This is a genomic window from Porphyromonas asaccharolytica DSM 20707 (genome assembly GCF_000212375.1).
Lineage (GTDB): Bacteria > Bacteroidota > Bacteroidia > Bacteroidales > Porphyromonadaceae > Porphyromonas > Porphyromonas asaccharolytica.
The window spans coordinates 735396-751339 of record NC_015501.1 but is presented as its reverse complement, the minus strand read 5'-3'; the positions used below and the strand labels follow the sequence as shown (position 1 = coordinate 751339).

Annotated in this window: 6 protein-coding genes, 2 tRNA genes and 3 rRNA genes; 5 read left to right on the top strand and 6 right to left on the bottom strand. The window is 50.5% G+C overall.

Going from position 1 to position 15944, the window contains the following annotated elements; genetic code table 11:
* Window positions 1–958: 958 nt before the first annotated feature.
* The 6 genes from rrf to PORAS_RS02975 form a co-directional block, all read right to left on the bottom strand.
* Window positions 959–1069: ribosomal RNA gene (gene rrf / locus PORAS_RS03000) — 5S ribosomal RNA — on the bottom strand.
* Between the two features lie 129 nt (window positions 1070–1198).
* Window positions 1199–4075, bottom strand: a 23S ribosomal RNA gene (locus tag PORAS_RS02995).
* Between the two features lie 190 nt (window positions 4076–4265).
* Window positions 4266–4339: transfer RNA gene (locus PORAS_RS02990), tRNA-Ala, on the bottom strand.
* Between the two features lie 46 nt (window positions 4340–4385).
* Window positions 4386–4459: transfer RNA gene (locus PORAS_RS02985), tRNA-Ile, on the bottom strand.
* Between the two features lie 363 nt (window positions 4460–4822).
* Window positions 4823–6351, bottom strand: a 16S ribosomal RNA gene (locus PORAS_RS02980).
* The 16S, 23S and 5S rRNA genes sit together here with 2 tRNA genes alongside, the layout of an rRNA operon.
* Before the next feature lie 1280 nt (window positions 6352–7631).
* Window positions 7632–11789, bottom strand: coding sequence for an InlB B-repeat-containing protein (locus PORAS_RS02975; protein WP_013760134.1), 4158 nt, complete (start codon window positions 11787–11789; stop codon window positions 7632–7634).
* A 541-nt stretch (window positions 11790–12330) separates the two neighbouring features.
* Between PORAS_RS02975 and PORAS_RS09085 the strand changes: the two genes are divergently transcribed.
* The 5 genes from PORAS_RS09085 (at window position 12331) to PORAS_RS02955 (ending at window position 15929) form a co-directional block, all read left to right on the top strand.
* Window positions 12331–12732, top strand: coding sequence for a hypothetical protein (locus PORAS_RS09085; protein ID WP_245528051.1), 402 nt, complete (start codon window positions 12331–12333; stop codon window positions 12730–12732).
* A 205-nt stretch (window positions 12733–12937) separates the two neighbouring features.
* Window positions 12938–13213: a helix-turn-helix domain-containing protein gene (locus tag PORAS_RS09080; RefSeq protein WP_245528050.1), complete on the top strand. Its 276-nt coding sequence runs from the start codon at window positions 12938–12940 to the stop codon at window positions 13211–13213.
* A gap of 188 nt (window positions 13214–13401) precedes the next feature.
* Entirely contained in the window at window positions 13402–14394 is a 993-nt protein-coding gene (locus tag PORAS_RS02965; protein WP_013760133.1) for a glycosyltransferase family 2 protein, read from the top strand.
* Window positions 14391–14912: a nitroreductase family protein gene (locus PORAS_RS02960; RefSeq protein WP_004330795.1), complete on the top strand. Its 522-nt coding sequence runs from the start codon at window positions 14391–14393 to the stop codon at window positions 14910–14912. Before PORAS_RS02965 ends, PORAS_RS02960 begins: the two co-directional genes overlap by 4 nt.
* Before the next feature lie 15 nt (window positions 14913–14927).
* Complete coding sequence (locus PORAS_RS02955) at window positions 14928–15929, top strand: FAD:protein FMN transferase (protein ID WP_013760132.1); 1002 nt, start codon at window positions 14928–14930, stop codon at window positions 15927–15929.
* The last annotated feature ends 15 nt before the right edge of the window (window positions 15930–15944 follow it).

The window sequence follows — 15944 nt, the reverse complement described above, 5'->3', positions numbered from 1 at the left end:
GTGGTATTAACGGGGACGGACGCAGACCGTCGGTGCGTCCGTTGTATCAAAGATTACAGCGTCTTGTTTTAACGGGGACTGCCACTCGTCTTGATAGGACTCCGACACCTCCGACACCCTCCTACACCCTCCGATACCTAACTTCTAATCTCTAATATCTAATCACCCTCCGATACCCTCCGATACCTAACTTCTAACCTCTAATCTCTAACCTCTAATCACCCTCCGATAGCTCTGATCCATTCCGATCCTCTCTAATCTCTAACTTCTAATCTCTAATCACTATCCTATGGATAGGACCTCGCAAGAGGTCCGACGCATCGTAGCCGTCGGTCGGAGGGGCAAAGCCCCGAACGACCGATGGGGACAAGACGATAGTCGCTTATCGACCCCTTGTGGGTCGGACTAGACAAAGGCTACAGCCCCACTCCGATACCCTCCGATCCGCTCCGCCCCACTCCGACAAAGCCAGTTTAGAGAGCAAAAAGAAACCGACCCATGATTAGGCCGGTTAGACTTGTTTGTATTGTAGTAAGGTAAGGACAGCAACCAGAGGGTAATCTACCGTCCCTACGAGGCTTGAAAGCCAATTTGTTGTAGACAAACCCCTCCGGTGTTCAGCTACTCGAGACTCATTAGAAAGGAAATTCGGCTCAGAGCCTATTAAAGTATTAGCGTCACAGTAGCCTAGCTGCCTTATTCTGCTTACAAAGGTATGAAAATTTGACTTACTAGCATCGTCCTCCTTCTGCACGAAATATCAATGCTTTCGACTACATCCGATCCAGTCCGACACCTCCGTCTCCCCCGATCCACTCCAACAGCTCTGATCCGCTCCGACAGCTCCGAGACCTCTGATCGCCAACAGCAAAAAGTAAAAAGCCAAGGGCAAACAGACAAGGGCAAAAAAAAAGAGTCCCCAGACAGGTATCATACCTATCTGAAGACTCTTCAATGGGAAAGGCGGTTACCTACTCTCCCGGTTTTACTCAGTACCATCGGCGCTATTGGGCTTAACTGCTCTGTTCGGAATGGGAAGAGGTGGATCCCCAACGCTATAACCACCTTAATGGGTGACATACGTAGACTTATATAGTTACTCTAGTTAATTTATGAGTCAGCGAGTCTATCAAACTCTCGAATACGCTGCTTCGTTTTTAGGCGTACACTCTAAGCAAGTCGTATAACTCAACTCTCTTAGCGAATCGTTCGGGTAATTAGTACTACTCGGCTTTGACATTACTGTCTTTACACCTGTAGCCTATCAAGGTCATCGTCTTTGACCACCCTCAATGAGATCTTATCTTAGGGTCGGCTTCGTGCTTAGATGCTTTCAGCACTTATCCTAGCCCGACTTAGCTACTCGGCATTACACCTGGCGGCATAACCGATAGACCAGCGGTCGGTCCAACACGGTCCTCTCGTACTAGTGTCAGAGCCCTGCAAATCTCTACGCCCACAACAGATAGAGACCGAACTGTCTCACGACGTTCTGAACCCAGCTCGCGTGCCACTTTAATGGGCGAACAGCCCAACCCTTGGGACCTTCTCCAGCCCCAGGATGTGACGAGCCGACATCGAGGTGCCAAACCGCTCCGTCGATATGAGCTCTTGGGAGCGATCAGCCTGTTATCCCCGGAGTACCTTTTATCCTTTGAGCGATGGCCCTTCCATACGGAACCACCGGATCACTATGCTCTAGTTTCCTACCTGTGCGACTTGTTTGTCTCCCAGTCAAGCACCCTTGTGCCATTACACTCTACGACCGGTTACCAATCGGCCTGAGGGTACCTTTAGAAGCCTCCGTTACGCTTTTGGAGGCGACCACCCCAGTCAAACTACCCACCATACAGTGTCCTTGCTATTCGCAAGTTAGTACCCAAACATCAAAAGGGCCGTATTTCAACAGCGACTCCTGAAGCACTGGCGTGCCCCACTCTCAGTCTCCGGCCTATCCTACACATCTGATACCCAAGTACAATGTAAAGCTATAGTAAAGGTTCACGGGGTCTTTTCGTCCCGTTGCGGGTAATCGGCATCTTCACCGATACTACAATTTCACCGAGATCGCGGTTGAGACAGTGCCCACATCGTTACACCATTCGTGCAGGTCGGAACTTACCCGACAAGGAATTTCGCTACCTTAGGACCGTTATAGTTACGGCCGCCGTTTACTGGGGCTTCAATTCAATGCTTCTCTTGCGATGACATCTCCTCTTAACCTTCCAGCACCGGGCAGGTGTCAGGCTGTATACTTGATATTTCTATTTCGCACAGCCATATGTTTTTGTTAAACAGTCGCATGGGCCTATGCTCTGCGGCCAGTGTCGCCACTGGCGTCCTTTATCCCGAAGTTACAGGACCATTTTGCCTAGTTCCTTAACCGCGAATCTCTCGAGCGCCTTAGTATACTCAACCCAACCACCTGTGTCGGTTTGTGGTACGGGTAATATATCAATTGTTTAGCGGGTTTTCTTGGGAGCTGGCTTACCTACATTATCACTTTGTGCATGCACGCAGTGTACTCTCAGGTTCGACTCGGTCTGCGGATTTGCCTACAAACCAACTATCTACACCCTTTAACCAACTATTCCGTCAGTCGGCAGTAGTGTCACTTCTCCGTCTCCACATCACTCAATATATTAGTACTGGAATATTAACCAGTTCTTCCATCGGAATCGCCATTAGGCTTATCCTTAGGCCCCGACTAACCCTGATCCGATTAACGTTGATCAGGAATCCTTAGTCTTTCGGCGAGGGGGTTTCTCGCCCCCTTTATCGTTACTTATACCTACATTTGCTTTTCCTATCGATCCAACACAGGTTGCCCCTGTATCTTCTGCTCAATAGGAATGCTCCCCTACCGATGTATTCACATCCCACAGCTTCGGTACACCACTTATGCCCGATTATTATCCACGCCAAAATCCTCGACTAGTGAGCTGTTACGCACTCTTTAAATGAATGGCTGCTTCCAAGCCAACATCCTAGCTGTCTTCGCATCTTGACTTCGTTTGTCCAACTTAGTGGTGATTTCGGGACCTTAGCCGATGGTCCGGATTGTTCTCCTTTAGGACATGGACCTTAGCACCCATGCCCTCACTCCTTGGCTTTGACTTGTACGCATTCGGAGTTTGTCTGGACTTGATAGCCGGTGAAAGCCTCGCATCCAATCAGTCGCTCTACCTCATACAAGAAACACCAAAGGCTGCACCTAAATGCATTTCGGGGAGTACGAGCTATCTCCAAGTTTGATTAGCCTTTCACCCCTACCCTCAGTTCATCCGAAAGCTTTTCAACGCTTACCGGTTGGGTCCTCCAGATAGTGTTACCTATCCTTCAACCTGACCAAGGGTAGATCACTTGGTTTCGCGTCTACCTCTACCGACTAATCGCCCTATTCAGACTCGCTTTCGCTCCGGTTCCGTACTTACCTGTACTTAACCTCGCCGGCAACGGTAACTCGTAGGTTCATTATGCAAAAGGCACGCAGTCACCCCTCAGGGGGCTCCTACCGCTTGTAAGCAGATGGTTTCAGGGTCTATTGCACTCCTCTTATCGAGGTTCTTTTCACCTTTCCCTCACGGTACTTGTTCACTATCGGTCTCTTGGAAGTATTTAGCCTTACGGGATGGGCCCCGCAGATTCACACAGGATTTCTCGTGTCCCGCGCTACTCAGGTGGTAGCTCTGTCTACAAACATGTTTCAAGTACGGGACTGTCACCCTCTATGGTCGGACTTTCCAATCCGTTCTTCTACACGTTTACAGTACATTAGTGCTACTCCTACAACCCCGTAGATGCCGAAACATCTGCGGTTTGGGCTACTCCCCGTTCGCTCGCCACTACTAAGGGAATCACTTTTGTTTTCTTTTCCTGAGGGTACTGAGATGTTTCAGTTCCCCTCGTTGACCTCTCTTGCGAGATACTAGACCTCCAGTCTAGTGGGTTGCCCCATTCGGATATCTGCGGATCAATTCGTATGTGCCAATCCCCGCAGCTTTTCGCAGCTTATCACGTCCTTCTTCGCCTCCAAGAGCCTAGGCATCCGCCATCTGCCCTTATAACTTTTCGCCTTGAGCATTGCATCAACTTACGTCGATACAATCTCTGTTGAGTTATACTACTTAGCGCACGATCTAAAATCGTTACTCGCTTTGTATTCTTTATTTGTTCGTACTTATTTCTAAGCACGCTCGTTACTCGTTTCTATTGTTTCTATTGCTACGTATGTCAAAGATCACTTGATGCTGTTAGCATCCGTGTGGAGAATATCGGATTCGAACCGATGACCCCCTGCTTGCAAAGCAGGTGCTCTAGCCAGCTGAGCTAATCCCCCGTCCATCTTGCTTAAGATATACTAGCCCCGTGGTGCCGCCCTATCGTAGTCCCAGGCAGAGTTGAACTGCCGACCTCTACATTATCAGTGTAGCGCTCTAACCAACTGAGCTATAGGACTCTCTCGACAACCATACCGCAGTATGATCTGAGCCGTATATCCTATCATGGGTTTATCGCTCTACACGTGGACGACGTCTCGAGACCGCTCTCTATTCCTGCCTGCCTAGCTTAGACCGACAGCCTCTGAGCGTTGCCTCAGGGTCGCTCTCGCTTCATCGATTCTCCATGTTATATGGATTTCATAACTAATTCTACCTTCATCGTGTGTGTTACCTACTGACGATCTCCTATCCGTGCCTCACTGCGTCTGATAGACTTGTAAGAAAAAATAGCACCAATCTTAGAGATAGGTCTTGACGAGAGCTCTAGACGAAGGATCAACCCTCTTGTCTAAACCTCTCAGAGAGCCTCGTGTCTCCAGAAAGGAGGTGTTCCAGCCGCACCTTCCGGTACGGCTACCTTGTTACGACTTAGCCCCAGTCACCAGTTTTACCCTCAAGCGCTCCTGTGACGGTCACGCTCTTCAGGTACCCCCGACTCCCATGGCTTGACGGGCGGTGTGTGCAAGGTCCGGGAACGTATTCACCGCGCCATGGCTGATGCGCGATTACTAGCGAATCCAGCTTCACAGAGTCGAGTTGCAGACTCCGATCCGAACTGGGATAGGGTTTATAGATTAGCTCTCTGTCACCAGATGGCTGCTCGCTGTCCCTACCATTGTAACACGTGTGTCGCCCCGGATGTAAGGGCCGTGCTGATTTGACGTCATCCGCTCCTTCCTCACGTCTTACGACGGCTGTCTCGATAGAGTCCTCGACTTGACTCGTTAGTAACTATCGACGCGGGTTGCGCTCGTTATGGCACTTAAGCCGACACCTCACGGCACGAGCTGACGACAACCATGCAGCACCTACATAGAAGCCCCGAAGGGAAGAGACCTCTCAGCCTCATGCATCTACATTTCAATCCCGGGTAAGGTTCCTCGCGTATCATCGAATTAAACCACATGTTCCTCCGCTTGTGCGGACCCCCGCCAATCTCTTTGAGTTTCACCGTTGCCGGCGTACTCCCCAGGTGGAATACTTATCGCTTTCGCTTAGACCCATACTGTATATCGCATAGATCTAGTATTCATCGTTTACTGCGTGGACTACCAGGGTATCTAATCCTGTTGGATACCCACGCTTTCGTGCTTCAGTGTCAGTTGTAATGTAGTACGCTGCCTGCGCAATCGGAGTTCTGTGTGATATCTATGCATTTCACCGCTACACCACACGTTCCACGTACCTCCAGTACACTCTAGCTAGAGAGTTTCAAAGGCAAGACCATAGTTGAGCTACAGCTTTTCACCCCTGACTTCCCTTGCAACCTACGCACCCTTTAAACCCAATAATTCCGGATAACGCTCGCATCCTCCGTATTACCGCGGCTGCTGGCACGGAGTTAGCCGATGCTTATTCGTATGGTAACTGCAAACACCTACACGTAGGTGACTTTAATCCCATACAAAAGAAGTTTACAACCCTTGCGGGCAGTCTTCCTTCACGCGACTTGGCTGGTTCAGGCTCTCGCCCATTGACCAATATTCCTCACTGCTGCCTCCCGTAGGAGTTTGACCCGTATCTCAGTGTCAATGTGGGGGGTCAACCTCTCAGTCCCCCTATCCATCGTTGCCTTGGTAAGCCGTTACCTTACCAACTAGCTAATGGAACGCAGGCCCATCTCTTAGCGATTAATCTTTCCTCCTCTTCTCATGGGATCTAAGGAGTATATGGTGTATTAGTCCGACTTTCATCGGGTTATTCACCACTAAGAGGTAAGTTGCATACGTGTTACTCACCCATTCGCCGGTCGCCGACGACGTATTGCTACATCTCGCTGCCCCTCGACTTGCATGTGTTAAGCCTATCGCTAGCGTTCATCCTGAGCCAGAGTCAAACTCTCCATTGTTAGTATTTTGTTTGTTTGTTCTCTGTTATAACACAAGACCCTATTATCAGTAGCTTTCGCTACCGCAAGCCTTGTCTCTAAGATGATTATTGTGCTATTATGCTTATTGTCCTCGCAGTGTAGACCTAGATTGGATTGTCTTAGGTATTGTTTCATCTAGAGCATCGCAGCTCTAGATCACTACACTTTGATTGTTTAGTTATGAAATATATCAAAGATCGCTTCTATTATCCCCGTAAGCGTAGCCCTCTTAAGAGCCCCAGATCAACGCCTCTTCACCTGTGAAGAGCGATCTGCTTTTTCTTGCGGGTTGTGAGTGCAAAGGTACGACAAGTTTTTGAAACCACCAAATATTTGGAGAAGTTTTTTTTCGCCGATCGTTTTTTGTCAGTCGATGAACACTCATACGAGCAAGTGCTTCATTGAGTCTCTAAATCAACCTGGCAAGCGAGTCATCACATAGACTCAGCAAGCGTTTCGATCAGCTACCATCGTAACCAAACCCCAATCGTGCGCCGGACACTTCCGACCACCCTTTCTTTGAGGTTGCGAATGCAAAGGTACGACAACTTTTTGAATCCACCAAATTTTCGGAGAAGTTTTTTTTCGAGCTCCTCGCTCGTGCGTCTTACACCTATTATATATAGGGTCGCCAAGCGATGCTCTTAACATCAAAAACCTACTCGCCTCTCATGAGGCTCAGACACTTCCGAAACCCCGTTCTTTTGAGTTGCGAGTGCAAAGGTACTACAACTTTTCCAATCTACCAAATGTTTGGCAAACTTTTTTTCCGGCGAAGGCTGCTAATTATGATTTTGTGGCGCTGGGAGCGACCTGCATTGGCCTGTGATGGACTGGATCTCTTATGCCCCAAGACGATTTATCCTCAGAAGGGGTAGATCTCCACGTGGAAATTCGCAAATCTCCACGTGGAAAAAGAAAATTCTCCACGTGGGCGTGAAATGAAACTTCGGAGGAATCAAATGAAACTTCGGAGGAAATGATTCACGCCTACGTGGAGAATAAAAAATATCCACGTGGGGATTTGAGATTTTCCACGTGGATATCGAATTAGAGATTAGAAGTTAGAGATTAGAAATTAGAGGTTAGAGATTAGTCGCTAGTGCGACTCTAGCTAATAGCCAGCCTCCCAGCGGCCTCCTCAAGTGACGAGGGAGACCACCGACAGTGTGCGGTGATCTCCCTCGGGAAGTATTTACTGTACTACGTCCCTAGCGGGTGCGTGGTACTAGAGTCCTATCGTGGACGGCGGCATGGTCTTACTTGACGATGCGTGTCGTGTAGTTGCCGATGAGGACGATGTAGCTACCTGCGGGTAGTGCGCTGATGTCTAGCGCATGCTCTGTGCTTGAGAGCAGTAGCTGACCCGTGTAGTCGTAGAGACGTACCTCGGTACCCTCAGCAGCACCGGCGATCTCTAGGCGTGTGCCGCCATTTGTCACGTAAGCGACGATCTGGTTGGCGGTCAACTGCTCGACTGCACCACCTAGCTTGAAGGTTGCCTGGATCGTGATAGCCTCGGTGACTGTAAAGACGTACTTGTATCCTCCATCAGGTAGGTTAACAAGGTTCTCATCACCGACCTTGATCGTTGCATTATTGACTCGGAGGGTCTCCAGCTCATACTTGTCGGCAGGCTTTACCTCGACATACATCTCGGTGCCGGCGACGACACTATTACCACTCTCGACGGCCTCGCCATTCTTCTTGAAGAGCTGTACCGTACCAGCCTCTGCACTTGGCAGAACAGGATCTACGGTGACAGCGTACTCCTCAGGCTTTGTAGATCTAAAGGTTACCTTGACGTTGGTATCCTTAGAGAGGCTGAGGTAGTAGAAGTTGAGACCCGTGTTGGCAACAGGCTCACCATCGACTAGCCACTCATCGATCTCGTAATCCTCATCAGGCGTTGCGAGGATCTTGATCTTCGTACCAGCAGCGATCTTGGCGCCACTCTCGATTGGCTCCATATCAACTGTAGCCGTTACCGTACCGCCCTTACCAGCCTCAAAGGTGATTGTGTAGTCTACTGCTGGAGCAGGCTTCTCAGAGAAGACTGCGTGTACATCAGCATCCTCATTAGCGGTAAACGTGTAGACGAGTCCATCCTCCGTGAGTGCCTCAGCGGGAACGGGGTTGCCGTTGTTCGTATAAGCTACTAGGTAGTCACCCGTCATAAAGAACTTAGCCTTTACTGTGACGACACTGCCTAGCGGGATACGCTTGTCACCAAAGATCTTTAGCGGGTTGCCCGATCCATTTGGCTCTAAGTACGTAGTCTCGAGGTATCCAGCTGGTCCCTCATAGCTAATCTTGACGAAAGCCGTGGTCTTCTTCTGGATCTCAGCGAAGACACTTACAGAGCCATCTACCGTGAAGGTGTAAGGGTTCTGGAACTCAGTGCCTTCGATAAGCACAAAGTCAGCATCAACCCAATCCTTGACCTCATAGCCAGCCTCGGGTGTTACGGTCAGCTCGACACGTGCACCCAGAGGCAGCTTATCACCACTTGTGAATGGCTGGCCGTCTGCTGTACCAGTGATCGTAGCGTGCTTATCGCAATCGTAGAAGATTTGGAAGCCTATGACACCCTCCGTGAAGATAACCTTGATATCAGCTGCAGCCTCTAGGGTGAACTCGTACGTGAGTCCCTCGTCTGTGAGCTGGTCAGCAGCTACTGGGTTACCGTTGTGTGTGAAGGCGACGGTAGCTCCATCGATGGAAATGTTTGCTAAGACTCTCACCTTCGTGCCGATAGGCAGGTCTAGCGTTGGGTTGGTACCCTCAGCGGGCCTCTCCCAAGTGGTGCTACCAGGTGTTTGATACCTAACCATAGCAAAGCCACCTACGCCCTCCTCCTGGACGGAGAGGCGTACCTTCTCGACGGGTGTAGCCGTTGACTTGAGGATAGGCTCTACCTTGAGGTCGCCCTCGACGGTGATGATAGTCTGATTAGGTGTTTCGCTATCTAGCTCTTGACGGGCATCGTTGATCATCCAGTAGTCCATAGTGTAGCCCTTTTCAGGCGTAACGAGGAATGTAATGGTCGTGCCAAGATCTACGCCCATACCATCGGTAACGGCGATATCTTCGTATAGATCATCATCATAGTAAGAGGCAGCTAAGAAGCCTATCTCCTTACCTTGCTCATCCTTAGGCTGTATCATCGTGATGACACCCTGTGAGGGCTGTGGCTCTTCCTTTTTCTTCATGACAGGAAGCACCTTGACATCCTTAGAAAGTGTGATAACGAGTGGGTTGCTTGTGTCGTCAGACTTAACGTCATCGACCATCCAATAGTCTAGCTCGTAGCCACCCTCAGCGTCTACCTGGAAGCTAACCACTGTACCGACGGGTAGTACGTCTCCACTCTTCACAGCGGTCATGTCGCTACCATAGAATGCATAGAAGAAGCCCTGAGCGGTGGAGAACTCACCTAACGTGACAGTGCAACCAGCAGGTGCCTCAACCTTCTTGAGTACCGGCTCTACCTTGAGGTCGCCCTCGACGGTGATGACCTTATTATTAGCCATACCGGGTGTTAGCTCTTGGCGGGCATCATTGACCAGCCAGTAGTCCATCTCGTAGCCCTCAGCAGGCTCCACATGGAAGGTGACGGACGTCTCTAGAGCCACCCATGTGCTGTCTCGTAGATCTTTCTGCTCACCATTGTCAAAGTAGTAAGCGGTCATCTTGCCCTGCGTACTCTCAGGCTGTACCATAACGATCTGTCCGTGCGTCTTCTTAGCAACGGCTGAGAGTGTCAGAGGGGAGTCACCTACAGGAACGCCGATGTACCCCCAGTCGGGCTTATCAGCAGGCTTTGACTCACCGTTGACGAGGAAGTGATCAAGATCATATCCATCATCAAACCCCGCATAGACATCTAGCGTAATGCCCTGTGGCACCTCGTCACCAGTATTAACTGTTATCTCTTTGCCATAAGGACCATACGACACCTCTAGCTCACCATGCTCGAAGGGGTCGATGGTGACCTTCGTCATCGGCTTCTTTTCTACCACGACAGAGATCGTGACGGACTTCGTGATGAGGTACTCTAGTTCATTCTCATCCTTCCAATTCACTCGTCCAGTCTCCTCGTTACCATCGATGAGAAAGTGCTTGAACTCGTACTTAGGATCTACGGTAGCCGTAATGGTCACTCTTGTACCTTGAGGCACCTCATCGCCAGAGGCAACGATCGTAGGACTGGCGTAACTGCCATACTTCACCGTCAGCGTACCATGCTCAAATGGCGTGATGGTGACGATGCAAGGCTCGATCTTCTCAATGACCGCCGCGATGGTCATATCTGAGTTAGCCGTTTCAAATAGGTAAGGTCGCATAAGATTGTCTGGCACCTTGACCTCGCCATTGATGAGGAAGTGCTTGAACTGGTATCCAGCCTCTACCGTAGCCTTGATGCTGAGTCTCTCACCATCCTTAACACGAGTGCCAGAGGGGATCTCAGTCTCAGGATAGACATAGGTTACCTTCAGGGTACCATGCTCGGGCTGCTCGTAGGTTATTTTGCAACCAGCCTCTTTGAGTACCGCCGAGATGGTTGTAGCTGTCGTGACTGTGATCGTCTTTTGCTCTGAGAGACGCCCTGCCTGCTTCTCAACGCGTTCACCATTAACGAGCCAATAGGCTAGGACATAGTTCGTGTTTGGCTTGATGAACATAGTGATCTCAGTACCTGCTTCCACCTCATCTCCAGAGTTTAAAAGAGGTGCATACTTATCGTTTCCTTTGCGCACCTCGATTGTACCATTTTCTGGCTGCTCGATGGTGACAGCAACGAGTGTCGAGGCTCCTTTCTTCTTAAATTGCGCAGAGACGGTGACATCGCTCTTTACCATGTAATACTTACTGTACCGTAGAGACTCACGTTCAGCGGGCTTAATCTTCTGTCCGTCTATGAGCCAATACTCTATATCATAGCCCTCGTCAGGCTTTGCCGCCATCTTAATCTCAGTACCCGAACTAACTTGATCTCCTGTGTTGAGGGTTCCATAAGTTTTTAGGTTCGTTACAGTGAGGGTGCCACCTTCTGCAGGCGGTGTGATGGTGACGGTGCAAGGAGTGGCTTCTTCCACCTTGGCAGAGATCTCCATGTCAGAGTAGACAAACTCAAGACCTCCGGCACTTGAAGTAATCTCCTTTGGGACTCCATTGACAGTGTAGTGGGTCGCCATATAACCCTCATCAGGAGACACCTTGATGGATAACATCGCACCACGAGACACCCTATCCCCACTCTGTACCACAGTAGGTGAGGCGTAGGCTCCAGTGGTCACCGTTATGGTGGCGTGCTCCACTTGTTTGATGGTTACCATGAACTCCTGCGCTTGCGCCATGAGTGGCCAAAGCAGGAATGTGCCTAGTAACGCTAACATAGATAACATTCGTTTCATAAGCGAATCTGTTTAAGTGTAAGTGATTGAATTATCTTTATGTGATGTTTTGTGTGTCTACAGGCGGCGAAGAGGATGGGGGCAATGCAACTTCTCCTAGCTTCTCCTCTTCAAAGGGCTAAGATAATAAAAAAAAAGGACATAAGCCATTCGCCATTCGCTGCCCAGACTTTGTCCGTCTCACGAGTAACAACATATAGGGACGCACAGCTTGTCAGCACATTAAGCTTGCTGGTTATGAGATTTACGGGAGCCAGTGTGGTGTATATGTTCTTTTTTTTGAGGTTACAATTGTTTTTACTATCTTTGGGGTAAGGAAGGAAGGTCTATGTCCTTTGTTAGAGCTTTTCTTCCTGAGCGAGCGTATGAGGCGAACCTTATGAAGATCGTCTTCTGCCCCCTTATCGAGAGACGACTCGTGAATGCCCTCTATCGCAGACTGTAAGCTATCTCTAGCCGTTGGTCCTATGTCTACACAGGACTTTCGCAGGGGTGCTGAGTCGACCAGCTCTCTTTGATTCATTAACCTAAGGAGACTCCTATGGCACTATTTAATCCTCCCGAACATCTCTCTTGTCATCACTATGCTACTCCAGCCACTAGTGGCTGGATACTTGTCAAAGGCTCTGAGCAGCAAATATATCGAGGGGAGACTGAGTACCACTCGATCCTTCTCTGCACGCAAGGCTCCATACATTTATCTATTGGAGACGACTTGTGTGAGCTACAGACGGGTCAGATGAAGTTTATCCCTCGTGGCTCGTCTGTGCGTGCGATCTTGAGTAAAGATGGGGAGCTGCTGGATGCCTACTTTGATGTTATGGACTTCATCTGCGATAAGATCTCTCTGCAACAACTCAACGATCTCAAGGAGGAGGTAGTCTACAATCCAGATCCATTGGAGGTGCGGGGGGGGTATCCCCTCACTGCTCGCTACGCTTAGGATCTACCTTGATGACAAAGCTCAGTGTGCTTATCTGCATGAGCTGAAGGTCAAGGAGCTCTTTTGGAATCTACGTGCCTACTATAGTCGTGAGGAACTGGCATCTTTCCTATGGCCCGTACTAGGGGTGTCGAAGTTTCACAGTGAAGTGATCAATGCCTTTACGTGCAATGTCAAGGTCTCTGACTTGGCGAGGCGGGTCTATATGGCTACATCCACTTTTTACAAGCAATTTAGAGATGAGTTTGGTGAGACCCCCGAGCAGTGGATACGTATGCAGAGCAATAAGCAGATCCTCTTCCTTATCCAGGACTATGACCTTAACATCGGAGAGATAGCTACCAGTCTATCTTTTGGTTCGCTGTCGAGCTTCTCCCGCTACTGCACAAACAACTTCGGGTACTCGCCCACAGCCCTTCGTCAGGCACTTCAGGATGGCATCTCCTCCGATGCACTACTTGAGAGTGCCGCTCAAGTGTAGAGACATTTAGTGCGCTACGATCGTCCAGACGATCCACTTTTCTTACGAAGGACTCAAACACCCGAATCATCGCAGCGTCTTAGTAGATTGGGATACTATCGACAGTTGAGTCTACAGGCTTTCTGAGTATCGGTCTCTCGTAGGTGGCAAATTAGTATCTTTGTGCTGTAGTACTACAAGTGAACCTCATGACAGATCACAACTCTCTCGAATCTATCGCCACGGAGTGTCCCGACATCTCGGTGGTTATCCCCTTGCTCAACGAGGCTGAGAGCCTTCCCGAGCTCTACGAGCGCATCGTAGCTCACACCGCTGAGGTGGGGCTGAGCTACGAGATCATCTTCGTCGATGACGGCAGTAGCGATGGCTCGTGGGCGGTGATCGAGCAGTTGGCTGCCAAGGATAAGGCAGTGCATGGTATCAAGTTTCGTCGTAACTACGGCAAGTCGCCGGCACTGCAATATGGCTTTGCTCGGGCTCAAGGACGAGTGGTCATCACGATGGATGCCGACCTACAGGACGCTCCCGAGGAGATCGCAGGAATGTATAACATGATCGTCCATGAGGGGTACGACCTCGTGAGCGGGTGGAAGAAGAAGCGCTACGATCCGCTCTCCAAGACGATCCCCACGAAGCTCTTTAACGCCACGGCTAGGCGGGTGTCAGGGATCAAGAACCTGCACGACTTCAACTGCGGACTCAAGGCGTACCGCGCAGAGGTGGTGCATAGCATCGAGCTCTACAACGACATGCACCGCTACATCCCTTACTTGGCAAAGAATGCAGGCTTCGCCAAGATTGGCGAGCAGGTGGTACACCACGCCCCTCGCAAGTATGGACACTCGAAGTTTGGACTAGACCGCTTTTTCAACGGATACCTAGACCTCCTGACGCTTTGGTTCACCCATCGCTTCGGCCGCAAGCCGATGCACTTCTTCGGCTTCTGGGGGTCGTTCATGTTTCTCGTTGGGTTCATTGCACTTATCGTGGTACTCTCGATCAAGCTCTCCGCACTCATCAGTGGCACCCCCGCACCGCTCGTGACAGATCGGGTCTACTTCTACATCTCTCTCGCAGCGATGATCATCGGTGTGCAGCTCTTCTGTGCCGGCTTCATCGGAGAGATGATCTCACGCCGCGATCCCAATCGTGACAACTATAATATAGCAGCAGAACTATGACTAAGACTTTAGACCAAATCATCTCTACACGGCGCACGGTACGCCACTTTGATGCGACCAAGCCGATGACTCGTGCTGAGCTCATGCCGATATTGGAGGCTGGGCGGTTAGCCCCCTCGGCAAAAAACTTCCAACCTCTCCGCTTCGTCGTCGTACTCTCCGAGGAGGAGCGCACGAAGCTCCACGCCGTCAGTCAGCAGCCTTGGTTTTATCATGCTCCGAGCTATATCGTTATCATCGGCGACCACGACAAAGCGTGGCAGCGTCCCCACTGTGACCTCACCTATGTAGACACCTCGATAGCGCTCACACATATGCTCCTCAAGGCAGAGGATATGGGGCTAGGCGCTACGACCGTAGCAGCCTTCGACCAGGAGATCTGCCGTGAGCTGCTCCAGATACCTGAGCATGAGGAGCCGATCTTGATCTTAGCTGTGGGGCATCCCGACCCAGCCTTTGCAGGCAAAGAGGGTAATCCGCGTCGCAAGACGATGGAGGAGTTGGTCACCTTTATCTAAGCTCATCGCATCGCTATGCGTCGCACCGTCACCTTACTACTGCTCTCACTCATCTTCCTGAGTGGGTGCCACAAGGAGGCTCCTTACCGAAGTGCCGAGGGACTCATCTTCGGCACCCTCTATCGGATTACCTATCAGGCTGATGAAGATCTGTCTGATCAGATCAATGAGGCGCTGCAACAGGTCAACCATGTGGCGAATCCCTTTGACTCAACCTCTATGATCTATGCGGTCAATAACAACTTATCGATGACGGTGGACAGTACCTTCTACGCTATCTACAGCGTGGCACGTCGTGTCTACGAGCGGTCGGGAGGAGCCTACGATGTGACCATCGCTCCGCTGGTCAATGCGTGGGGCTTTGGCTTCGAGCAGGGCTATCCGCTCACGCAGCCACAGGTAGATAGTTTGCTGGAACTGGTCGGTATGGACAAAGTCTCCTGCACCCCCACAGAGCTGATCAAGGCGAACCCCGCCATGGAGCTAGACTTCGCTTCCGTTGCCAAGGGCTATGCTTCTGACTTAGTCGGCGAAAAGCTACGCAGGGCGGGCGTGACCAACTACCTCGTAGAGATAGGCGGCGAGATAGCTTATTCGGGGTGCAACCCTCGGGGTGCGGCATGGCGTGTAGGCATCTCTAAGCCTGACCTGGACTCGTTGGGGATAAGCCAAGAGCTACAAGAGATCATTGACTTGCCAGGTGAGCGGGGAGGACTAGCCACCTCAGGCAACTATCGTAACTACAAGGTCACAGCCGACGGAAGAGTCTACGGACACACGATCTCCGCTCTGAGCGGCTACCCTGCTGAGACCGACATACTGAGTGCCTCAGTGATCGCCCCTACCTGCGCTGAGGCGGATGCGCTAGCGACAGCTTTCATGGCTCTGGGATACGAAAGCTCCAAGGCTATGCGTACGCAACTTTCGTCTGACATCTCCTACCTACTCTTCGTCTCGACTGGCGATTCCCTAGCTTTTACCCCAATCTCTAGTCCGTCCTTTCCTCGATCGCATTGACGCTGGCTTGCTCCC